The organism is Vibrio sp. R-1, assembly GCF_035615595.1.
GTDB classification, from domain to species: domain Bacteria; phylum Pseudomonadota; class Gammaproteobacteria; order Enterobacterales; family Vibrionaceae; genus Vibrio; species Vibrio cholerae.
In genome coordinates, this window is sequence record NZ_WPDC01000011.1 from 24,751 (window position 1) to 48,074 (window position 23,324).

Annotated in this window: 21 protein-coding genes; 15 read left to right on the top strand and 6 right to left on the bottom strand. The window is 44.3% G+C overall.

Going from position 1 to position 23,324, the window contains the following annotated elements; genetic code table 11:
- Positions 1-140 precede the first annotated feature (140 nt).
- Both radC and GOU96_RS04185 read right to left on the bottom strand, forming a co-directional pair.
- Positions 141-815: a RadC family protein gene (gene radC / locus GOU96_RS04180; RefSeq protein WP_000053459.1), complete on the bottom strand. Its 675-nt coding sequence runs from the start codon at positions 813-815 to the stop codon at positions 141-143.
- A 111-nt stretch (positions 816-926) separates the two neighbouring features.
- Entirely contained in the window at positions 927-2,606 is a 1,680-nt protein-coding gene (locus tag GOU96_RS04185) for a methyl-accepting chemotaxis protein (protein ID WP_042988059.1), read from the bottom strand.
- A gap of 182 nt (positions 2,607-2,788) precedes the next feature.
- Between GOU96_RS04185 and coaBC the strand changes: the two genes are divergently transcribed.
- The gene (gene coaBC / locus GOU96_RS04190; RefSeq protein ID WP_095481601.1) at positions 2,789-3,988 is read left to right on the top strand and encodes a bifunctional phosphopantothenoylcysteine decarboxylase/phosphopantothenate--cysteine ligase CoaBC; all 1,200 of its coding nucleotides are present in this window, start codon (positions 2,789-2,791) and stop codon (positions 3,986-3,988) included.
- Between the two features lie 65 nt (positions 3,989-4,053).
- Here the strand turns inward: coaBC and GOU96_RS04195 are convergent, their stop codons facing one another.
- Positions 4,054-4,191, bottom strand: a complete 138-nt coding sequence (locus GOU96_RS04195) for a hypothetical protein (protein WP_001889830.1) — start codon at positions 4,189-4,191, stop codon at positions 4,054-4,056.
- On the opposite strand from GOU96_RS04195, the gene slmA reads away from it, so the two are divergent.
- Genes slmA through lpxN form a run of 3 tightly spaced genes read left to right on the top strand, consistent with a single transcriptional unit; the run spans position 4,147 to position 6,678 of the window.
- Positions 4,147-4,737, top strand: coding sequence for a nucleoid occlusion factor SlmA (gene slmA, locus GOU96_RS04200; RefSeq protein ID WP_000918350.1), 591 nt, complete (start codon positions 4,147-4,149; stop codon positions 4,735-4,737). The genes GOU96_RS04195 and slmA overlap by 45 nt on opposite strands.
- Before the next feature lie 5 nt (positions 4,738-4,742).
- Entirely contained in the window at positions 4,743-5,690 is a 948-nt protein-coding gene (locus GOU96_RS04205; RefSeq protein ID WP_002156736.1) for a Kdo(2)-lipid IV(A) acyltransferase, read from the top strand.
- A gap of 10 nt (positions 5,691-5,700) precedes the next feature.
- Complete coding sequence (gene lpxN, locus GOU96_RS04210) at positions 5,701-6,678, top strand: lipid A biosynthesis myristoyltransferase LpxN (RefSeq protein WP_001283376.1); 978 nt, start codon at positions 5,701-5,703, stop codon at positions 6,676-6,678.
- 86 nt (positions 6,679-6,764) lie between these two features.
- Here the strand turns inward: lpxN and pyrE are convergent, their stop codons facing one another.
- Positions 6,765-7,406 (bottom strand): orotate phosphoribosyltransferase, encoded by a 642-nt coding sequence (pyrE, locus tag GOU96_RS04215; protein WP_001924404.1) that lies wholly within the window; start codon positions 7,404-7,406, stop codon positions 6,765-6,767.
- Positions 7,407-7,605: 199 nt separating this feature from the next.
- Complete coding sequence (rph, locus tag GOU96_RS04220; RefSeq protein ID WP_001247175.1) at positions 7,606-8,322, bottom strand: ribonuclease PH; 717 nt, start codon at positions 8,320-8,322, stop codon at positions 7,606-7,608.
- A gap of 163 nt (positions 8,323-8,485) precedes the next feature.
- Here rph and GOU96_RS04225 point away from each other — a divergent pair, with 163 nt between their 5' ends.
- Positions 8,486-9,352: a YicC/YloC family endoribonuclease gene (locus GOU96_RS04225; RefSeq protein ID WP_000640570.1), complete on the top strand. Its 867-nt coding sequence runs from the start codon at positions 8,486-8,488 to the stop codon at positions 9,350-9,352.
- A 186-nt stretch (positions 9,353-9,538) separates the two neighbouring features.
- Positions 9,539-10,810 (top strand): tyrosine-type recombinase/integrase, encoded by a 1,272-nt coding sequence (locus GOU96_RS04230; RefSeq protein WP_267781356.1) that lies wholly within the window; start codon positions 9,539-9,541, stop codon positions 10,808-10,810.
- A gap of 44 nt (positions 10,811-10,854) precedes the next feature.
- Here the strand turns inward: GOU96_RS04230 and GOU96_RS04235 are convergent, their stop codons facing one another.
- Positions 10,855-12,027, bottom strand: coding sequence for a hypothetical protein (locus tag GOU96_RS04235; protein ID WP_267781358.1), 1,173 nt, complete (start codon positions 12,025-12,027; stop codon positions 10,855-10,857).
- Between the two features lie 111 nt (positions 12,028-12,138).
- Between GOU96_RS04235 and GOU96_RS04240 the strand changes: the two genes are divergently transcribed.
- From GOU96_RS04240 to GOU96_RS04280, 9 genes are all read left to right on the top strand, one after another.
- A complete protein-coding gene (locus GOU96_RS04240; RefSeq protein WP_108186122.1) occupies positions 12,139-12,333 on the top strand; it encodes a helix-turn-helix transcriptional regulator in 195 nt (64 codons plus the stop codon).
- Entirely contained in the window at positions 12,330-12,821 is a 492-nt protein-coding gene (locus GOU96_RS04245; RefSeq protein ID WP_267781362.1) for a hypothetical protein, read from the top strand. Before GOU96_RS04240 ends, GOU96_RS04245 begins: the two co-directional genes overlap by 4 nt.
- Positions 12,818-13,099, top strand: a complete 282-nt coding sequence (locus GOU96_RS04250; protein WP_267781364.1) for a hypothetical protein — start codon at positions 12,818-12,820, stop codon at positions 13,097-13,099. Before GOU96_RS04245 ends, GOU96_RS04250 begins: the two co-directional genes overlap by 4 nt.
- Entirely contained in the window at positions 13,100-14,836 is a 1,737-nt protein-coding gene (locus GOU96_RS04255) for a type IV secretion system DNA-binding domain-containing protein (protein WP_267781366.1), read from the top strand.
- Positions 14,830-17,385, top strand: coding sequence for a MobF family relaxase (gene mobF, locus GOU96_RS04260; RefSeq protein WP_267781368.1), 2,556 nt, complete (start codon positions 14,830-14,832; stop codon positions 17,383-17,385). Before GOU96_RS04255 ends, mobF begins: the two co-directional genes overlap by 7 nt.
- A gap of 163 nt (positions 17,386-17,548) precedes the next feature.
- Positions 17,549-17,728 (top strand): methylation-associated defense system helix-turn-helix domain-containing protein MAD1, encoded by a 180-nt coding sequence (gene mads1, locus GOU96_RS04265; RefSeq protein WP_267781370.1) that lies wholly within the window; start codon positions 17,549-17,551, stop codon positions 17,726-17,728.
- A 14-nt stretch (positions 17,729-17,742) separates the two neighbouring features.
- A complete protein-coding gene (gene hsdR, locus GOU96_RS04270) occupies positions 17,743-20,100 on the top strand; it encodes an EcoAI/FtnUII family type I restriction enzme subunit R (RefSeq protein ID WP_267781372.1) in 2,358 nt (785 codons plus the stop codon).
- Positions 20,097-21,620, top strand: coding sequence for a type I restriction-modification system subunit M (locus tag GOU96_RS04275; protein WP_267781374.1), 1,524 nt, complete (start codon positions 20,097-20,099; stop codon positions 21,618-21,620). The genes hsdR and GOU96_RS04275 overlap by 4 nt, the downstream gene beginning before the upstream one ends.
- Entirely contained in the window at positions 21,620-23,317 is a 1,698-nt protein-coding gene (locus GOU96_RS04280) for a restriction endonuclease subunit S (protein ID WP_267781376.1), read from the top strand. Before GOU96_RS04275 ends, GOU96_RS04280 begins: the two co-directional genes overlap by 1 nt.
- Positions 23,318-23,324: the final 7 nt, after the last annotated feature.

Sequence of the window (23,324 nt, forward strand, 5' to 3'; positions counted from 1 at the left end):
AAGACCCGAACAGATCCTTTTCGCAGGATTTGCTGATCTTTTTACGGTGCGAGCTGAATCAGGGTTAAAAAATGTCGGGGCATATTAGCAGATTCTCGCTAACTCACAAGCTTAAAAATGCCGCAAACCATAAGTGTTGACTATATCCAGCCACGTTCAGCAAAAGAGACCACTTCCCCATCACCGACGACAAAATGATCCAGCACACGAATCTCAACCAAACCGAGTGCATCACGCAGGCGATCGGTGATCCTTCGATCGGCTTGACTCGGTTCCGCAACACCCGATGGGTGGTTGTGTGCCAGTATTACCGCAGCGGCATTATGGTGCAGCGCCCGCTTAACCACTTCTCGTGGGTAAACGCTCGCCGCATCAATCGTCCCTTCAAATAAAATCTCATCACGAATGACACGATGTTGGTTATCCAAAAACAATATATAGAAGGCTTCTCGTTGGCGATCGCGCAAAACGCTCGATAAATAAAGTTTGGTTTGCTGCGGACTGGTGAGTGCATCACCGCGCTTTAAGGTTTCAGCGAGATAACGCTGCGTCATCTCCAATACCGCTTGTAACTGGACAAATTTGGCTTCGCCCAACCCTTTGTGGCGACAAAACTGCTCCTTGGAGGCACAGAACAGTGCGCGCAGTGATCCAAAATCGCGCAGCAGCAGATCCGCCAAGGCGAGCACATTCATACCATGCGTGCCTGTACGTAGGAAAATCGCCAACAATTCCGCATCACTTAATGATTGCGGGCCGCGTTGCAGCAATTTTTCGCGCGGCATCGATTCGGTGGGTAACTCTTTCAGACTCATCTCTTTTCTCGGCGTCGGTTTTGTTTACTCAAGCCAGAGAAAAGGAAGGGCCGCAAGCGGCCCTTCTCAAGTTTCGAATCACCTCAAGCGGCGATGCAATTTCACTGTTGATTAAAGCTTAAAATGCCCAACCAAAGTGCCCATCTGTTGCCCAGAATGGGACAAACTTGCGCTCACGCTTTCGGTCTGTTTAAAGCTTTCACTGAGTTCATTGACGATCTGCTGAATCGCGACCAGATTTTGGTTGATGTCTTCTGCTACGGCGCTTTGCTGCTCAGCCGCAGAAGCCGTCTGAATGCCCATATCATGAATTAGGCTTACCGCTTTGGAGATCCCCGCTAAGCTCTCTTTAATCTGCACCGATTCCAGCGCGGTTTTCTCACCACGCTCTTGGCTGATGTTCATGCTCTGCACCGCTTTACTGACCCCTTGGTGCAGCGCATTGAGCATTTCACCAATCTCTTTAGTGCTATTTTGAGTACGACTCGCCAGTGAGCGTACTTCATCGGCCACCACAGCAAAGCCGCGCCCCTGTTCACCCGCTCGCGCCGCTTCAATCGCCGCATTCAATGCCAGTAAATTGGTTTGCTCAGCAATATCGCCAATCACTTTCAGCACTTGGGTGATCTTCGCCGCCTGTTGGCTGAGATCGCCTACCGCGGCAGAGGTTTGGTTCACTTCGTTGACCAACTCACCAATCCCATCAATCGCCAGATTCACCTCTTTCTGCGCGACAGCAATTTGGCTGTTAGCCGACTCAATCGCTTGCGCGGTCGAGTAAGTGTTGCTCGCCACTTCGCGCGCCGTGGCGCTCATTTCAGTCACCGCCGCGACAACTTTATCGGTCTCTAAACAGTGACCGTCCATCTTATGGCTGGCTTGCGAGGTTTGTTGATCCAATTCCTGCGCAGCCGCTTCGACCGTATTGGCCGAGGCGCGGATATCGGTCATGAGCGGATGCAGCTTATCCATAAAGGCGTTAAACGCTTTCGCCACATCGCCAATCTCATCTTGGCTCTCAACTTTAATTCGCGCGGTTAAATCGCCGCCACCCGCAGCCACCGCCTGTAATGAGCTCACCACATGTTGCAGTGGTGCAATGCCGCGAGACACCAAAACACTCACCGCAATAATAGTGAACACCAAACCGACAACCGAAAGCCCAATCGCGGAGATCATTTGATCGTAGAGATCCGCCTCGCGCTGCGCGCGAAACTCTGCCACTTGGGTATCGACATCATCAATATAGATGCCCGTCCCCAATACCCAATCCCATTTCGGTAGGTATTCGGCATAACCCAGTTTCGGCGCTTGAGCATTAATCGTCGGTTTGTGCCAAGAGAAATAGAGGAATCCATCGCCCATTTTCGAGGCATCAATTAAGCCAGCAATCACCGCCACACCATTTTCATCTTTCATGCCGTAGAGGTTTTTGCCTTCTAATTCAGGCTTAATCGCATGTAGGGTATTGACCCCTTGTGAGTCGTAAGCAAAGAAATAGCCATCGCTGTCAAAACGCATCGCTTTGAGGATTTGTTTGGCTTGCGCTTGGTTTTCACCGGCTTTATCACTCTCATATAAAGGTTTCACCGCAGTCACCCCCATCATGAGATAGGCTTGCAGCTCTTTTTTCTTGGCATCAATCAGATCGGTGCGGTAGTTTTCTAGCTCTTTTTGTAAGGTAGATAACCCACTCTGATAATTCACCGCCATGACCAAGGCGGTAATGACGATCAGAGGAATGACCGTCAATAGCAGTAATTTGGTACGGCTTCGTAGAGAAGACAGCATAAGATTCCCTTTCATTATTGTTAGCTTTGTGAATGACTTATCTCATATTCATGGTCTATTGTCTGTGAAATGACCGATGCTTTGCAGCTCGACCAGTAGCGCGATGCGCAGCGGCGGTTGTGACTCCAACTTTTAGCTCGAGCTGTGCTAACATAGCGCGCAGATTTTTTGAGGGATCCCAAATGCAATCATTGGCAGGCAAAAAGATTCTGCTCGGTATCAGTGGCGGTATCGCAGCGTATAAGTGTGCAGAATTGACTCGTCGATTGGTGGAGCGCGGTGCGACCGTGCAAGTGGTGATGACCCACGCCGCCAAAGAATTCATTACCCCGCTGACCATGCAGGCCGTTTCCGGACGTCCCGTGTCGGATAGCTTGCTTGACCCTGCGGCAGAAGCCTCGATGGGGCATATTGAGCTCGCTAAATGGGCCGATTTGGTGCTGCTGGCCCCGGCGACTGCCGATCTCATCGCGCGCATGGCCGCTGGTATGGGCAATGATTTGCTGACCACGCTCATTCTGGCCACCAACGCGCCAGTGGCGATTGCTCCGGCCATGAATCAGCAGATGTATCGCAATTTCGCGACCCAAGAAAATCTACAAACGCTTATCCGCCGTGGGTATCTGACTTGGGGTCCTGCGGCTGGCGAACAAGCCTGTGGAGATGTCGGCCCAGGTCGTATGTTGGAGCCGATGGAGTTAGTGGCGCACTGCGAAAACTTCTTCGCCCCGAAAATTCTTGTCGGTAAACGCGTGCTGATCACCGCGGGTCCCACTCGTGAAGCGCTCGACCCAGTACGCTACATCACCAACCACAGCTCAGGCAAAATGGGCTTTGCGCTTGCCAAAGCCGCCGCGCAGCTCGGCGCTGACGTCACACTGATCAGCGGGCCGGTGCATCTGCCAACGCCGGTGGGCGTCAATCGCATTGATGTGCAAAGCGCATTAGAGATGCACAGCGCAGTGATGCAAGAGGCAACCTCACACCAGATCTTTATCGCGTGCGCCGCGGTAGCCGACTACCGCCCACAAACCGTGGCCGAGCAGAAGATCAAAAAGAGCCGTGATAACGACACATTGACCATTGAGATGGTGAAAAATCCCGATATCGTGGCGTCCGTTGCGGCTCTGACTGAGAATCGACCGTTTACCGTTGGCTTTGCGGCAGAAACGCAAGATGTCGAGACCTATGCGCGTAGCAAGCTCGTGCGCAAGAATCTGGATATGATCTGCGCTAACGACGTCTCGATTGCAGGCCAAGGCTTTAACAGCAATGACAATGCCTTGACCCTATTCTGGAAAGAAGGGCAACACAGCCTACCTTTAACCAGTAAAGACGCGCTCGCTAGCGCAGTAATGCATTTGATTCATGAGCAAATGTAGGCGTTATTTTCGCCACCTACTTCAACCATTTTTATCAACACGCTTCGAACAACCTCTGAGCTTAGTTACACTTCAAAGGTTTCATCTTTGTCGCAGGCGCTGAGTCTGCGACGTAGTTGTTGTTCATCAGCAGTGATAACCAAAAGGAAAAACGGGGCATGGCCGGCAATAAAAAAATCAATCGACGCGAAGAAATCCTGCAAGCTCTAGCCGAGATGCTTGAATCCAATGAAGGGGCTTCACGCATCACTACCGCAAAACTCGCTAAGCAAGTTGGCGTGTCCGAAGCCGCGCTGTATCGCCATTTCCCGAGCAAAGCTCGTATGTTTGAAGGCTTGATTGAGTTTATTGAAGAATCCTTGATGTCGCGTATCAACCGCATCTTTGATGAAGAAAAAGACACGCTCAATCGCATTCGTTTGGTGATGCAACTGCTGCTCGCCTTTGCCGAACGTAACCCAGGCTTGACACGCATTCTCTCAGGACATGCTTTAATGTTTGAAAATGAGCGCTTGCGCGATCGCATCAATCAGTTGTTTGAACGGATTGAAACCTCTTTGCGCCAAATTCTGCGTGAACGTAAACTCCGCGAAGGTAAATCTTTCCCGGTGGATGAAAATATCCTCGCTGCGCAGCTGCTCGGTCAGGTGGAAGGCAGTTTGAATCGCTTTGTGCGTTCTGATTTCAAATACCTGCCAACCGCGAATTTTGATGAATACTGGGCGCTGCTAAGTGCACAGATTAAGTGAGTACAATGAGTCAAGATAAATACAGCAAACCTGAATTCTCCTTCTCTTTATTGCACCCAAAATACTGGGGAGTCTGGCTTGGTTTTGGCCTACTCGCCCTGCTGGTTAACCTGCTGCCTTATTCTGTGCTGTTAAAAATCGGCCGCAGTTTAGGCCAATTTTCGATGCGCTTTGGTAAAAAGCGTGTCCATATCGCCAGACGTAATCTGGAACTCGCATTCCCAACCATGAGCCAAAGCGAGATCGATGCGTTTGTCTTGGAAAACTTCAAAAACACCGGTGCGGCCCTGATTGAAACCGGCATCACTTGGTTCTGGCCAACGTGGCGCTTTAAGCGCATCCTTATTGATAAAGATACCCAAGCCATTCGCCAACATGCAAAAACAGGCAAAGGGGTTTTGCTGTGTTGCGTACATGCACTCAATCTGGAAATCACCGCACGCGCGTTTGCTGTGCTAGGCATCGGGGGCTATGGCGTGTATCGTCCGCACAGTAATCCTGCCTATGAGTTCATTCAGTACCGTGGTCGAACACGCAATGGCAATCAGCTTATCAACCGAACCGATATCAAGCAGATGATCCGCGTGTTACGCCAAGGCGAGCGTCTGTTCTACCTGCCAGACCAAGACTATGGCCACAATAAATCGGTGTTTGTGCCTTTCTTTGCAGTAGAAGAAGCTTGTACCACCACCGGCACCAGTATTTTGGCTTATACCAGCCACTGCGCGATTGTGATTGGATCCGGTTTCCGTAACGCGCAAGGGCGCTATGAGATCATGGCTGATAAATCAATTGAAGCGGACTACCCACAAAAAGATGAAACCGCTGCCGCGGCTTACATGAATAAATTTGTCGAAGAGATTATACTGCGCGCCCCCGAGCAATGGATGTGGCTGCACAAACGCTTCAAATCCTTGCCGGACTACGAACTGACCAACTCGCGCTATCAGTAAAGGTGAATTTGTGAGCGATCAAGACAACGGCATTGCACGCCATCTACATAACCCGCAATTTGAGTGGCGCTTTCTGCACCCCAAACACTGGGGCACTTGGATCGGCATCGCTTTCGCGGCACTGTTGGCCTTTATTCCATGGCGCATACGAGATCGATTAGCCAAGCCCTTGGTGCCATTTATCATTAAGAAAAATGGCCGCGTAGTCCGCCGCGCTCGGGTTAACCTCGCCTACTGTTTTCCTGAAAAAAGCGAGCAAGAGCGCGAGCAGATCCTGCACGATACGTTTGTGAAAGCCTCGCAGTTTATGCTCGGTTATTCAGAGCTGTTGGTGCGCTCGACCCGCTACAACAACGCACGGGGCGAACTGATTGGCGAAGAGAACTTGCTGCCGCTGCTAGATAGCGGCGAGCGCGTGATTTTGTTAGTCCCGCACTCTTGGGCCATTGATTACGCCGCCGTTATGCTGGCGGCTCGCGGCTACAAAGTCGCCAACATCATGAAACCGCAGCGCAACCCGATTGCCGATTGGCTGATGCACGTCCAACGTATGCAGTATGGTGGCCGTATTTTCACTCGTGAATCGGGCATTAAACCTTTCTTGCGTTCCATTCAATCCGGCTATGTTGGCTACTGGGTACCGGATGAAGATCACGGCCCGCAAAACTCGGTGTTTGTGCCGTTTTTTGCCACTGAAAAAGCCACGCTCAAAGGGTTTGGCAAAATGGCTAAGCTGTGCAAAGCGCACGTGGTGCCTTTGATGTCATGTTACAACAGTGATTCAGGCCGTTATGAAGTGCACATTTTGCCTGCGCTGCAAAACTTCCCAACTGGCGATGAAGAAGCCGATGCACTGGCGATGAACCGTGCGATTGAAGCGCTGGTCACGCCACAGCCGGAGCAGTACATGTGGAACTTGTCGTTGCTGAAAACTCAGCGTGATGGACGAGAGATTTACGACAACTCCCATCATGGCGATCAAAGCTAAGCGTTTTGTTCTTGAGCTTAATGCTAGAAAAACAGCCTCATTTTGAGGCTGTTTTTTTCGTTTTAGGCTTAGTTGGATGAATGCGCTTAAATGCCGTACTGCGCGCGGTACGCTTTCACCGCTTCTAGATGCTCAGTGTTGTTACCTTGCTGCTCAAGATAGGTGATGAGATCGGTCAGGCTCACAATCGAAATCACCGCGCAGCCGAAATCACGTTCCACTTCTTGAATCGCAGACAGCTCGCCCTTGCCTTTCTCTTGGCGATCAATAGCCACTAGAACGCCGGCTAAATCAGCCTTGTTGGCTTGGATAAGCTCCATCGATTCACGAATTGCCGTACCGGCGGTGATCACATCATCCACCAGCATCACGCGCCCTTCTAACTTGCTGCCCACCAGATTACCGCCTTCGCCATGATCTTTGGCCTCTTTGCGGTTAAAGCAGTAAGGCGTATCCACATCGTGGTGATCAGCCAATGCTACTGCTGTGGTGGTAGCAATCGGAATGCCTTTGTAAGCAGGACCAAACAGCACATCAAACTCAATACCAGAATCCACTAGCGCTGCCGCGTAAAAACGGCCCAAGCGCGCTAAATCTCGGCCAGTATTAAACAGACCAGCGTTAAAGAAATAAGGACTTTTACGGCCTGATTTCAAAGTAAATTCGCCAAACTTCAGCACCTGTTTTTCTAGGGCAAACTCAATAAATTCACGCTGGTAAGCTTTCATCACATCTTCTCTAAATTTACGATTTAAGAACAATTCATCTTCTAAGATATTGGCGTGAGGGCAAGGCAGCAAAACTTTGAGTCCCTAGGAGCTTACTGAAGTAAGTGACTAGGGCAAAAAGTACTTGCTAACGCAGCCATCGCGTCAATACCGACGAAGATGAGGGCAAAAAAATAGCCCCCAATTGGGAGCTACTCAATCAATCTAACAACGATGCCTTCTGCACTGCGACAATATCGGCAATGCCTTTTTTCGCGACAGCCAGCAATTCCAGCAACTGCTCATGACTGAACGGCTCACCTTCAGCAGTGCCTTGAATTTCAATCATCTTGCCTTCTTCGGTCATTACCACGTTCATATCCGTATCAGCGGCAGAATCTTCGACATATTCCAGATCGCACAGCACATCTTCACCTAGGATACCAACCGAAACCGCAGCCACATGGCCTTTCATCGGGTTCTTCTTCAGTTGGCCTTTGGCGATCAGATGGGCAAAAGCATCGGCCAGTGCCACGCTTGCACCAGTAATCGAAGCGGTACGCGTACCGCCATCGGCTTGAATCACATCACAATCAACGGTGATCATGATTTCGCCCATCGCTTCCAGATCCACCACAGCACGTAGGCTGCGCGCGATCAGACGCTGGATTTCCATGGTACGACCGCCTTGCTTACCATTGGTCGCTTCGCGGCGCGTGCGTGAATGGGTTGCACGCGGCAGCATGCCGTATTCCGCCGTCACCCAGCCTTTACCTTGGCCTTTTAACCAACGTGGCACACCTTCTTCAATGCTGGCATTACACAACACTTTGGTGTTGCCAAATTCCACCAACACCGAGCCTTCTGCGTACGCAGTGTAGTGACGGGTGATTTTGATGGGGCGAACTTGGTCCGCAGCGCGGTTATCTGGACGCATAGGGTCTCGACCTTCTTGTGGCTGTATCAATTCGGTTGGGGCAGGATTATAGCCCAAAGCCCCTACAGGCGCTAGGTTAACGAATTCAGCACGGTAGCGCCGTTTTGCCTGCTTTGCTACTATTAGCGCCAGTCACAAAGAGATGAAAGCAAAGGACATCCTGATGATTTACAGCATGACTGCGTACGCACGCAAAGAAGTCAAAGGCGATTGGGGCAGCGCCGTGTGGGAAATTCGCTCGGTTAACCAACGCTATTTAGAAACGTACTTCCGCCTGCCTGAGCAGTTCCGTGGTTTAGAGCCACTGCTGCGCGAGCGTTTTCGTCAGCGCCTGTCACGCGGTAAGATCGAGTGTCATTTGCGCTTTGAAGCGAATCCAGCCGCGCAAAGCCACCTCACCATCAATGAAGGACTCGCCCAGCAAGTGATTAATGCCGCTAACCAGATCATGCACATGACCGGTGAACTCAGCCGCATTAACCCATTCCAAGTGATGCAGTGGCCGGGCGTGATGGAAACGCCTGAGCAGGATATGGACGCCATCAACCAAGCACTACTCAGTGCGTTTGATGAAGGCGTGGACGAATTTATCGCCGCGCGTGGTAGTGAAGGCGATAACATGAAAGCGCTGATTGAGCAGCGTTTGCAAGCGATCAGCGCCGAAGTGGTCAAAGTACGCGCTCGCATGCCAGAAATTCTGGAATGGCAACGCGAGCGTCTGTTCAGCAAATTTGAAGAGGCGAAAATCGAGCTTGATGCGAGCCGTGTAGAGCAAGAGCTGATCCTGCTGGCACAAAAATCGGATGTGGCCGAAGAGCTGGATCGTCTCGACTCTCATGTCAAAGAAGCGCGTGAAGTGCTGAAAAAAGGCGGCTCATGTGGCCGAAAACTCGATTTCATGATGCAAGAGTTCAACCGTGAATCGAACACCTTGGCTTCGAAATCCATCTCCACCGATATCACCGCCTCCGGTGTGGAGCTGAAAGTACTCATCGAGCAGATGAGGGAGCAGATCCAGAACATTGAGTGATATATCACAACAAACCAAAAACCACCAAATTATATATAAAACAACAACTTAATCAAAAGATAAATTTCATAACGTTGCATTGAATGTCTTAAAGTTGCACTTAAGTGGTTACAGAAATGGATACACAAAATCCTAGATTTGTGTATTATCATTCTAATATGTAACCACTTGGGGAAATGATGTTTCATGAATGACGCTCAGCTCAAATCACTTGTTAAGAAAGGGAAGCCATGTCGGGTTGCCATCGATAATGGGCTATATTTCCGCATTTCAGCTCAGGGAACCCCCTTTTGGATTTTTCGATATTCTCATGGCGGCCAACGCAAACAAATGTCAATGTCTCAGTACGGGAAGCCGCCACTGGGGATGTCACTGAGTGAAGCGAGGGAACGTACATTAGAACTCAAAGCGATGGTAAAGAGGGGCGTTGACCCACTTGTAGAAAAAAATAGAGCAAAGCTTTCTAAGTTAAAGATAGTCGATGAGTTGGCTAATGATTGGCTTTCTCAAACGAACAAGCACCTCAAGAACCCTCAGATACCACAGAGAGTTTACTCCAAAGATATTTCCCCAAAGCTTGGCAAACTGCCTGTAGAAGATGTTAACCCTAGAGACGTTCTGGATGTTATTAGACAAATCAACGAATCTGGCAGACCGACAATTTCAAATGATGCCTTAACTTATCTAAAACAACTTTTTAATCATGCAATCAAATTAGGCTTAATCAGACACAACCCTGCAATAGCATTTAATGTCAAAGACGCAGGCGGCATAGAGAAATCTAGAGAACGAGTTCTTTCCCTTGAGGAGCTTGAGACTACTTTCCAAGTCTTCAGAGAAAATTCCGACATTTTCACGAGAGAAAATTTATTGGCAGTTGCCCTACTCGTTGTACTAGCAACAAGAAAAGGCGAGCTAATCGCCGCAAAATGGGAAGAGTTCGACTTTACTAATCTGGTCTGGAAACTTCCAGCAGAAAGAGCAAAAAATGGTCTAAGAATAGATATCCCAATCCCTGAGCCATGCTTAGCATGGTTCGGAGAACTATTTATTAGGGCGAATGGCTCTGAATACTTATTTCCCTCAAGGAGATCGAGCAAGAGAAGAGGTTACATTTCTGATGACACTCTCAATCATGCATTGGCAAAATTATTTGGCCGAAAAGTTGATTCAAAGAAAGAACCATATCCTAATATTTTGGGAGAGGCAGGTGTGAATTATTTTATAATTCACGATCTTCGCAGAACATGCCGAAGTCTATTGGCTGAAAACAATGTTCCTAGTCATGTCGCGGAACGTTGCCTGAACCATAAACTTCGTGGAGTAGAAGGGATATATGATCGCTATGATTACTTCAAAGAGCGTAAAGCTGCTCTTGAATTACTAGCTGTTCAGATAGCTCCACTGGTAGGAAGCCCATCACCTGAAATATCCAAAGTTATCGAAGCTTTATCCTAGTCGGATCTAGAAATCAAAGAGTCTTTCAAATGGATTAGCTAAACTCAGTCGATTGTGATTTCACTCATCAAAACGCTGACCCTTTGACGGCTTATAGAAAGCTCTCTACCTATTTCGGCTCTGTTAATCTTTCCGCTAATAGATAGTTGCAACTTCGCTAAGTCTTTTATCTTTTTTCGTAATTCATTGTTTTTACTTTCTAATTCCGCTCCTTTTTTGGGCCCTCGGGGACGTTCAAAAGAGTTGATGACCTGAAAAGCTTCGTGTCGATATGCCACCATTAACAATACAAAAATGTTAGGATGCCCGACTCCTGGATTCATCCAAGCTTCTATATCTTTTGCTTCCCAAAACACAGCTTCTATTGGGTCAAGAGCCTTCAATACAAATAAAGTAAAGTCTTGCCATGAAGCAAAATCATCAGGGGCAGACTTCGGAAGTCTGATATAAGTTTGGGGATATTCTTTTTTGATAAACCTAAGAACGACGTCAGCAATGATGCTTAAATTTTCATCATTTATTTCACTATTCACTCCGCGTTCTATTAAGTCTCTATTGATATACCTCGGATGTTTAGCAAAAGATGCTGTCCACTTAAAAGCATACGTCGAGTATTTATACTCTTTAGGTTTTGAGTCATTAATTTTCTGAAGTTCACCTAAATATTCAGATTCAGTATGCTTTAATGCAGATTCTAGAGCTGATTTAGCTTTGTAAAATGACCTTTTTGATTGGTTGGGGTGATGAATTTGACAATAACCTGCTGAATCCTCAACTCTCCTCCAACAAAATGCACAGTATGGCATCGAGAAAGATGTTGCCCTTAAATAGCGACGTGAAGTGCAAGATTGCAAATCAAGTAAAGAGCCATAGACTGCATTTGCATAAATTGAAATAGGATCAGTTGCATCAATGACTGTGATATTTAAGTACTCTCTCACTCTCTCAACTGAGTAGTTTATTCCTCCATTTGAACGAACAAACAGTGAAAAAGAACTAATTATTTTTCCACGATGAGCCTTTATAGGGGGAAATAATTTTTGAAAATCACTTAAAAATTCAGCGTCTAACTCTAATTCTTCTAAGACACTCAGCACACAAACATAGCCTTTCTTGGGTTTTGACGAAATTCTCTTCCCAGTTTCTTTAGCTTCTTGCTTTAACTGCATCAGTGCTTGATTAACATTTGATTGAAACTGCGTTGCATCAAGCTCCATCCCCTACTCCTTACATGACGTCAATAGAGTTTTCTTTGTTCTTATGGATATTAACTTTATTCGATTCTAGTGACAATGAATTCAAAGAAATCAGTTTGGAGAATTAAAGATATGTCCAATAAAACAATATTAATCCGTTGCGGAGATCTGACAAAAGAACTCGGTGTAAGTAAAAGCACTATATGGAGATGGTGTAGAAGTGGGGAAATGCCAAAACCCTTGCAATTGGGGCGCATCATTGCCTGGGAAAGAACCGTAATCGAACAATGGCTAGAGTCCAAACGCACTCAGGAGGTCAAGCTATGAACTCCTCAAAACGTTGTGAAATGTATTGCGCGATCTTACTTGAAAATAACCAAGCTGAACTCGCATTAGTGTCTGAAGTGCACGTTAAAGAAATTGCATACATGATCGCAGGAGCTATTTGTTATGCAGAACATCAATATAGCTTTTATGTACCAGATTCCGATATATCAAGCGTAGCTTCTGAAGCTGCAAATATGTTGGTCAATCGACCAGATGGAAATCCAACGTACAAGCAAATGCCATTGGTTTTGACTGCAATTCAACGTTACCGAGAGTTTGCTATTCCTCAATTAGGAGGACAACAGACCCTAACGCATCGTGGGGTGCAGCACGGTAGTAAAGTGAATTCACTGCTAAGCCACAATACTGGGGAAACAGAGGCCGAAATCTCAAGCGGTGCGCAGCGAAGACATAGTAAAAGAAAAAACCAAGTTTTTTCAATATCTAAGGTAGTGAACTCGTTGATTTCACTTTGGAGAAGAAAATGAGTTCAAATACTACTAAATCAGTGACCGTAAGGTTCAGTCTAAATGACTACTTCATTCTTCTTCGCGATGCAGAACGAAACAACGTAGCAATAGCAGAGATGGTTCGTATTGCTTGGAACAATCACAAACAGCAAGAGGATATAAATACAAAACTTCGCGAACTTGAACAACGCATGATGAAGAAGAGCTTTGAGATCGTAGCTGCGGTTGCAAATTTAGATGATCAAGAACGTCGTATAGCAGCTAAGAAGATCAATAAGAACTTGAGGGAGGACTAGATGAGTCATTCGCCAAACTCAAGATATCAACTTTGGCCCCAGATGGTTATTTTGTATTTGATATTCTGGGGACTATTGTTCTGCGGCTTAGTTCAATTAACCTGGACTTGGGGAGAGGATGCAAGCTGGGGTCACTTCGACATGCATTTCTCTTCAATTAAACATGCATTTTGGTTGCTATTTCCAGTTCAATCTACAGATGGGTGGAATCAGTATTGGTACCTACTTGATGAGTACGGTTTACGCACCAAATTCTATATCCATATTTCCCTGCCATTAATTATTGCTGCGATTGTCGCCTGCTACTTAACGAAGAAACTACTTTGGGTTGACGGTGGTAGGGAAAACCTTGTTCACATAAAAGGCCCTAAGCTATATCACGGGAAGCAAGCGATAAAGCACGCAACGAGTAATCACAAACAGGATTTGAAGCGTGATAAGCGGACTGCGGATGGCATCAATATTCACCCTCAAATAGCTATTAGCAGTAGTAGAGAACAGACAAACTTTTTAGTGCTCGGGACAACTGGAGCTGGGAAATCAATGGTAGTTAAGCCCATGTTGGATTCAATAATAAATCGAGGTGATAGTGCACTAATTTTTGATGAAAAAAAGGAGTATACACGTAGTTTCTATCATGAAAACTCTACGGTTCTTATCGCCCCCTGGGATTCAAGAGGAACGCAATGGTTCATTAGTGCTGACGTTTTAACTCAACAAGACGCTTACCTTATTGCGAACTGTCTAATACCAACCAACAAATCGAAAGATGAGATGTGGGTGAAAGGTGCCAGATTAATTTTTGTGGGGATGCTGGTAAGCCTGATCGGTCAAAGGAAACCTTGGGGTTGGGTGGAATTAGCACAGTTATTGTCACTACCTCAAGAAGATATGCTGGAAAATCTTACGAGATACTTTCCTATAGCAAAGTCTTTCATTGTTGAAAAAAGTAAAACAACGCAAGGCTTCTACGTCAATCTAATAACTGAATTAAGTTGGCTTGAAGCGTTGGCTGCCGCTTGGCCTAACATTGATAGTAAAGGCTTTTCTATTAAAAAATGGGTTGGTAAACAAACGGATAAAAAAATCATTATTATCCAATCTGATAGCAGATATGAAGCTATTGGGGCCCCTCTTTGTAATGCACTGATATCACTTATGACTCGTTACTACTTGGCTCAAAGTGATGATGAAACGAGAAGAACTTGGCTTGTTATTGATGAAGCGGCAAATCTCCCAGTGAATCCGATGTTACTAAAGTGGCTTGAACTTGCCCGTTCCAAAGGAGCACGTTCTATCATCTCAACTCAGTCTATATCAAGGTTGGTAGACCTTTATTCGCAAAATAATACTGACGCTATGCTGAACCTTTTGTCTACCGTTATATCACTACGCATTGGGCCTGCTGGTGAGGATGCGAGACATACAGCCAAAATCTTTGGAGAGCGAATCGTTGAACGTCCTTCATCATTAGAGCCGAACTCGAATTGGCAACGGAGTAAAGAACCACTGGTTGAAGAATTTGAGCTAACTCAGCTAAAACCTGCTGGATGGGAAGGTGTGAATGGGTATTTATTTATACCAGGTTGGAATGCTACCTATAAGCTTCGCTGGCCCTTATTTTCTAGCGCATCCGTAGCAAAGGAACACATTCCTGCGGCATGGATATCTAAACGAAAAAGCATTCAAGTAAAGGAGAAGAAAAACAGACTAACCAAAAGGACTCTAAAATGCTAACAATCAGCCCAGTAAACAATCTTGAGTATTACAGCAACTTAACCGAAGAAGATTATTACGTTGACGGTGGTGAACCTCCTGGTGTTTGGTATGGTCTTGGCGCTCAGCAGTTAAGCCTACAAGATAAACTGGTTTCCAAAACAGATTATCAAAACCTAATGCATGGCTACTCCCCTACAGGAAAGCCGCTAGTACAAAATGCTGGCAGCGACAAAAGACGTTACGCGTGGGATTTATGCCTAAGTGCACCTAAAAGCGTTAGCCTGTTATGGGCCCGCGGCAATGAAGAGATGAGACAGAAAATACAAAACGCTCAGAAGTTGGCAGTGAGAGCATCCATTGATTTTATTGAGCGTAATGCAGCGGTTACTCGAAGAGGTAAAGCAGGTGAACGCACAGAAAGTACCGCTGGCTTGGTTGTTGCTAGTTTTGACCATTGCACCTCAAGAGAGCTTGATTTTCAGATACACACACATAACTTGGTGTGCAATCTCGCTCCTCGAACTGATGGCTCATGGGGAAGTATTGACTCTAGGAAGATATATCGATGGCAAAAAGCTGCTGGCGCAATCTATCGTGCTGAACTTGCATTACAAGTCAGATCATTAGGATTTCAACTAGAGCAAGATGGTGATTCATTCCACGTGAAAGGGATTAGTAAGAGCTTGTGTGATTTCTTTTCAAAACGCTCGGAATCCATCAGCAAGGAACTAACCAATCGAGGCATTAATAGCAGTGCTAGTAAAGCGGGTAGCCACTTGAAGTTAGCGACACGTCGGCATAAACAACCTGTTAATCATCAGAAGCTTATTTCGAATTGGCAGGCTGAGTTAACGGCATTAGGTTGCAACGAGCAGTTGTTACAAGCGATTAGATCTAATGAGCCACCCCAGACTTCACAATTCATCGAAACGAACTTGATACTCGAAGATCTGACTGAAAAAACAGCAACTTTTAGGCCTCAAGATCTTTGCTATGAAGTTGCAATTAATGCAGTAGCCGCAGGGCTAAGCGCCAAAGAAGCAGAACAATATGTGGGACAAATAATTAAAAGTAGTGAAGTCGTTGAGTTAACTGCAAAAAGCCCTGATGAACCAATATATACAACATTAACAGTTCTAGATAACGAGCAATCAATGATTAAGCTGGCTAAGCAATTAGCTACAACTACGAGTAAAAATATCAGTAAAAAAGCAATATATTCAGCCGTTAAATCGGCAGAGGATGAACTGGGATTTGGGTTTGATGAAGAACAGTTGGAAGCAATATTTGCTGCCTTAAGTGGGCCAGATCTAAACATAACTCAAGGAAGTGCTGGTGCGGGAAAAACGACTTTGATGCTTGCCGCTCGATATGCTTATGCTTCATTCGGATATAAAGTGCTAGGTACTTGTATTGCAAAGAAAGCCGCAGATAACCTATATGAGGAAACTGGTATAGAATCATGCACAATCTCAAGTCTGTTGACTAAAATCGAGAGTGGTACCAACCCTCTTTCTAATACTGACGTTTTAGTAGTCGATGAAGCTGGTCAAGTTCCAAGCCATTACTTACAGCAGCTTTTGTACTGTGCAGACAAGGCTAACTGCAAGTTGATTTTGAGTGGAGAAGATAAACAGCTTGACGCAATCACTCGAGGCGGAGCATTACGATACTTGTCTAGGCCTGAAATTATTGGCACGCAGAGAATTGAGAACATTAGAAGACAGCGCCTCAACTGGGCTAGACAAACAGTAGCCGATTTTAGAGATGGCAAAAGTGTTCAAGCTCTCCAATCTCTCAAGGCACATGACTGCCTTCATTGGGAAGACTCCAGTGACGTAGTCAAAAATACTTTAATTGCCCACTGGTATCAATATCAGAAGAATAATCCTGAAAAATCGACACTAGTGATGGCTCAACGATGGAGAGATGTTAAAGAGTTGAGCATGTTGATTCGAAACATACATATCAATGAAGGTAGAGTCGGACAGGAAAATTTGTCCTTGGTTTGTAGCGTCAGCGACAAACAGTTTGAGTTTGAATACTCAAAAGGTGATCGTGTTAAGTTTTGTCGAAATGACTACCGACACTTAAAAGTGTCAAATGGGACGTTGGGTACAATACAAGAGCTTCAGAGATGCCCTGGTGGTGATGTTCGCTTTACTATAGCAACCGATGATAAACGAGTCGTTACATTCTTAGCATCGGAATATCGTGATGAACTAGGAACCAACTTGTGCCTAGCGTATGCGCTTACTGTTTATAGCGCTCAGGGCACTACCATCGATGGTAATACATTTATTTACTATACCGCAGGCATGGATAGAGCGAATACCTACGTTGCAGCAAGCCGTCATAAAGACGAATCTCATTTTTTCTGTAACCGCCGAGAAATTGATGAGCGACTTGGCGTGAATGACACTGGAAGAGCAATTAACGAAAGTGAAAGACAACTCTGCTTAGCTGCTATGATGTCGAGAGAGAACTCAGCAAGACTAGCTACTGAGCTTGTTCCAGAAAGATATATCATGGGTATACGTGAAGTAACAGAAGATCTAGAGCTTTAAATCTAGAAGCTTTGATTTATCCCAGCCTACGGCTGAATTAAACCAATATTAACGGATGACTAATCAAGAAGAGAGCTAAATTAGCTCTCAAATTCGACTCTATTTTCTAGTCGGCTCCTCAATTTTCTCATATACTCCCATTAATCCATATGAGAGTAGTTTTATGACTGATCAAATATTAACGCTCCAGGAAGTCGCAGAGTATCTAAAGTTAGCTGAAAAAACTGCTTATCGATTGGCTGCCGAAGGCAAGCTGCCAGGCTTTAAAGTAGGCGGTGCATGGCGTTTCAAGCGTGAAGATCTTGAAGCTTGGATTGAAGAGCAAAAGAAAAGCTCGCTTTGATAAAAGGATAACTAATGGACGATAAAGAAAAAAAAGAACTCAGTGAATCTGATATCAAAGCTAAATTCATTACTCCTGCAATAGTGAAAGCAGGCTGGGATGAAATGACGCAAATTCGCCGAGAAGTGACCTTAACTCCAGGCCCTGTTGTCGTTCGAGGCAATCTTTCTTCACGAAACAAGAAAAAGAAAAAATTTGCTGATTATGTCCTTCAGTGGGAAAAGGGCGTTCCAGTTGCTGTTGTTGAAGCAAAAGAAAATAACTACAGCGTTAGTCATGGAATGCAACAAGCATTAGGGTATGCTGAAATCCTAGATGTACCAAGTGCATTTAGCTCCAACGGAGACGCCTTTGCGTCAAGCAATAAAGTGCCCAGAGCTGGCGAAGATATCGAATGCGAGTTTCCTATGGAAGCTTTCCCTTCACCACAAGAACTTTGGAAGCGATACAAAACTTATCGAAATATCGAAGATGATGAAGAAGAGTTAGTACTTGAACCCTACTATGAAGACGGGTCTGGTAAATCTCCACGTTACTACCAAACGGAAGCAATCAATCGAACAATTGAAGCCGTTGCCAAAGGTCAAAAGCGCCTGCTGTTAGTTATGGCAACAGGAACTGGAAAAACTTACACCACTTTCCAAATAATCTATCGTCTATGGAAAGCCAAGAAGGCTAAGCGCATTCTATTTTTGGTTGATAGAAACATCCTTGCCGATCAAACTCTAGTTAATGACTTTAAGCCTTTTGGCTCCGTCATGACTAAAATTAAAAATCGCAAAATAGACCCTTCTTACGAAGTCTATTTAGGTCTATATCAAGCACTTACTGGCCCCTATGAAGAAGATAAAATATTCAAGAATGTCTCCCCTGAGTTCTTTGATTTAATTGTTATTGATGAGTGCCACCGCGGAAGCGTAGCCGATGACTCAGCATGGAGAGAGATACTTGATTATTTCTCAAGCGCAGTTCAATTAGGTTTAACCGCAACACCCAAAGAGACAGAATACGTATCAAACATCACCTATTTTGGTGAACCGATTTACACATACACTTTAAAGCAAGGAATCCAAGACGGATTTTTAGCACCATACAAAGTCATTCGTATCGATATTGACAAAGACGTTGATGGGTGGACACCTCCTCCAGGTATGAAAGATGACCTAGGAAATGAAATCGAGCAGCGTGAATACAACCAAGCTGATATGGATCGTATATTGGTACTCAATAAACGAACGAAATTAGTCGCAGAACGAGTTATGAAACTACTCAGAGCGACAAATGACCCATACCAAAAAACTATTATCTTTTGTGAAGACATAGACCACGCTGAGCGTATGCGTAAGGCTATTCGGAATGCAGCAGGCCCTCTTGCGCTTGAAAATGATAAGTACGTAATGAGAATTACAGGGGATAGTGTGGAAGGTAAAGCTGAACTAGATAATTTTATTGACCCTGAAAGCAAGTACCCTGTCATTGCTACAACGTCTGAACTTTTGACAACAGGTGTTGATGCCAAAACATGTAAGCTTATTGTTCTAGATAAAAGCATAAAGTCCATGACAACCTTCAAGCAAATCGTTGGTCGTGGTACTCGCATTGAAGAAGAACAAAACAAATACTTTTTTACCATTATGGACTTTAAAAATGCTACAGAGCTATTTAGAGACCCTGATTTTGATGGCGAACCAGTAGTAATTTATGAACCAGGCGATGATGATGATCCTGTTCCGCCTGATCCAGAGCCAAGCGATGATGACGATAATAGCGGTGATGACGCGGGTGAAAGCGAAGGTGTTAAAAAAATTCGAGTCAGCGGCCTTGAAGTAAAAATCAAGGGCGAACGTGTAGAGGTTCTGGGGGAAGACGGGAAACTTTTTACCGAATCGTATAGAGACTACAGTCGAAAAAGCATATTGAAAGAATACACTTCACTGGATGACTTCTTGAAAAAGTGGAATGAAACAAAAAAGAAGGAAGCCATTATTAAAGAACTGGAAGAGTATGGCATCGAACTTCCTAAGTTAGCTCAGGAAATTGGCAAAGGTTATGACGACTTCGATCTTATATGCCATATAGCCTTCGACCAACCACCTTTAACGCGAGCTGAGCGTGCTAATAATGTTAAGAAGCGTAACTACTTTACTAAGTACGGCGATAAAGCGAGAGCGGTCATAGAGGGCTTACTAGAGAAGTATGCTGATGAAGGCATTACCACTATTGAAAGCCCTAAAGTATTGAAGTTGAAGCCTTTCGATAATGTTGGCACCCCTGTAGAAATAATTAATGACGTTTTTGGTGGCAAGGCAAACTACGAAGACGCAGTACAAGAACTTGAAAAAGAGCTATTTAGTCAGGAACAAACAGCATGAGTAATGTAAGCAGTATTATTAAGTCAATCCAAGATATTATGCGAAAAGACGTCGGTGTAGACGGTGATGCGCAGCGTATCAGTCAACTCGTGTGGATGTTCTTCTTAAAAATTTATGATGATAGAGAAGCTGAGCTAGAACTACTGGAAGATGATTTTGAGTCTCCTATTCCAGAAGATTTGCGTTGGAGAAACTGGGCAGCAGACCCTGAAGGAGAAACTGGTGACGAGCTAAGTAAATTAGTTAATGAGAAATTATTCCCTAAGCTTCAAACCTTAGCCATCGAAACTACGTCAGAAGATGAATCTGAAATTATTAAAGTACAACGAGCGAAAGTAATACGTAATGTGTTTGAAGGCACATATAACTATATGAAGTCTGGCACACTATTGCGTCAGGTTATCAATAAGATATGTGAGATTAACTTCAACAATACTAAAGACCGCCATACCTTTGGCAGCATTTACGAACAAATACTAAAAGATTTACAAAGTGCAGGTAACGCAGGTGAATTTTATACACCACGAGCGGTAACCCAGTTTATAGTGAATCGTATTGACCCTAAGCTTGATGAAAGCGTACTAGATCCAGCATGCGGAACAGGTGGTTTCTTATCATGTTCAATCGACCATAAGCGGAAAAATTACGTTAATGGGAATGCTGATGAGGAAATACTTGCTAAAAGTATTTATGGAGTCGAGAAGAAAGCTTTGCCTCATATGCTTTGTACTACCAATATGATCTTACATGGCATTGACACTCCGACTCAAATTGAGCATGACAATATGCTTAGCCGAAGAGCATATAAAGACTACGGGGAAAAAGATCGTGTAGATATTATTGTAACTAACCCACCATTTGGTGGAATGGAAGAAGATGGTGTAGAAAATCAATTTCCAACGACATACAAAACCCGTGAAACTGCTGATTTATTCATGGCACTAGTTGTAAAACTATTAAAAAGCAATGGTCGTGCTGCCGTTGTTTTACCTGATGGTTTTTTATTTGGCGAAGGTATGAAAACTCGGCTTAAGAAAGAGTTAGTCGAGAAATGTAATCTGCATACCATTGTTCGCTTACCGAATGGTGTATTCGCACCTTACACAGGTATCAAAACTAATATTCTATTTTTCACTAAAAAGCCCGAAGCTCAGCATCCTGCTACTCCCCACATTTGGTTTTATGAACATCCATACCCTGATGGCGTGACTAGTTACAATAAGTCAAAGCCAATGAAGTTTGAGGAATTCATCACTGAAATTGACTGGTGGGGCAACGAAGAAGACAATTTCAAAGACAGAGTTGAAACCGAGCAAGCTTGGAAAGTGAGTATTGAAGATATCATCACTCGAAACTACAACTTGGATATAAAGAACCCTCATGTTGGTGAACAAGTTAATCACGATCCTGAAGAACTTTTGAAAGAATATGCGGAACAATTAAATGAGATACAATCACTGCGTGATCAACTAAAAAACATTTTGTCAGATGCTCTTTCTAGCGAAGGAGCTGATGCTTAATGAACAAAGTTGAAAACCTAATTACTGAGCAGATCGATATTTGGACTTCAGCGATAAAAACAAAGTCATCAGCGGGACGTGGAAGTAGTGCAAAACTTGAGCTATACGGAATAAAAAAACTTAGAGAACTGATATTAGAGTTAGCAGTTCGCGGCTTATTAGTGCCACAAGACTCAAGCAACGAGCCAGCAAGTGAACTTCTGGTTAGGATATCTGAAGAAAGGGATTTATTAATAAAAGAAAAAAAATTAAAACGACAAAAGAAACTGCCAACAATATCAGAAGATGAAATGCCATATAAGAAGCCTCAAGGCTGGGAGTTTGTTCGTCTTAATGATATTATTCAAATATCATCAGGTAACGGCTTGACCGCTGCACAGATGAATAATGAAGGGAGCATCCCAGTTTTTGGGGGAAATGGGATTACTGGTTACCATGACTCAGGTAATGTAGATAAACAAACAATTGTTATAGGACGCGTTGGTTTTTATTGTGGCTCTATCCATATCACACCTGAGGAAGCGTGGGTAACTGATAACGCATTTATCACAACATTTTCTGAAGAGAACATTGATATAAAATTTTTATTCTGGCTGTTAAAAGGTACGAATTTAAAAGAAAATGAAAATGCTACAGCACAACCTGTGATTTCTGGAAGAAAAATCTATCCTATTGTAGTCGGGTTGCCACCAAAATCTGAGCAAATAAAAATTGTTAACTGCTTAGAATCTCTGAATATTCTCTGTGATCAGCTTGAACAACAAACTGATGCTAGCATTGATGCCCATGAAATATTAGTTTCAACACTGCTCAAAGCACTTATCGATAGTGCGTCTAGCAGTGAAAATGGTGCTGAACAATTCCAACAAGCTTGGGAGCGAATTTCTGAAAATTTCGATGTTTTGTTCACTACAGAGAACAGCGTCGAACAGCTCAAACAAACCATCTTGCAGCTAGCTGTAATGGGTAAACTTGTTCAACAAGAACAAAACGATGAACCAGCATCTGTACTGTTAGAAAAAATAGCCACCGAAAAAGCACAATTAATCAAAGAAAAAAAAATAAAGAAACAAAAACAATTGCCTGAAATTACAGAAGACGAGAAACCTTTTCCACTACCTTCTGGGTGGGAATGGGCTAGGCTCGGTAGTTTAGGAATTGGAGCAACAGGAAAAACCCCAAGCACTAAGAACCCTGAATATTTCGATGGAAACATTGAATTTATTGGGCCTGGGCAAATAACACCAAATGGTAAAATGTTAGAGTCGGAGAAGCATATTTCTGAACTTGGAATGGAAAACAGCACCGAGGCTTTACCTGGTGATATCTTAATGGTTTGTATAGGTGGCTCTATAGGTAAAAGTACAATCTCTAAAAAAAGAATAGCTTTTAATCAACAAATAAATGCAATTCGCCCTTTATTTATATCCCCAACTTTTTTGAATATTGCTTTATCTACAAAATATTTTTATGAATCCGTTTTGGATAAGGCAACGGGTTCTGCTACTCCAATCCTTAATAGAGGAAAGTGGGAGGAACTTTTAGTTCCAATAAGTCCAATTGAAGAGCAAAAGAGAATTGCTGTTCAATCTGAAAAGCTTTTATCTATTTGCGATTCACTGATAAAGCGAATTAACAGTGCACAAAGTACTCAGTTAGATATCGCAGACGCAATAGCTTATCAGTCTTTGAGTTAGAGGTTTT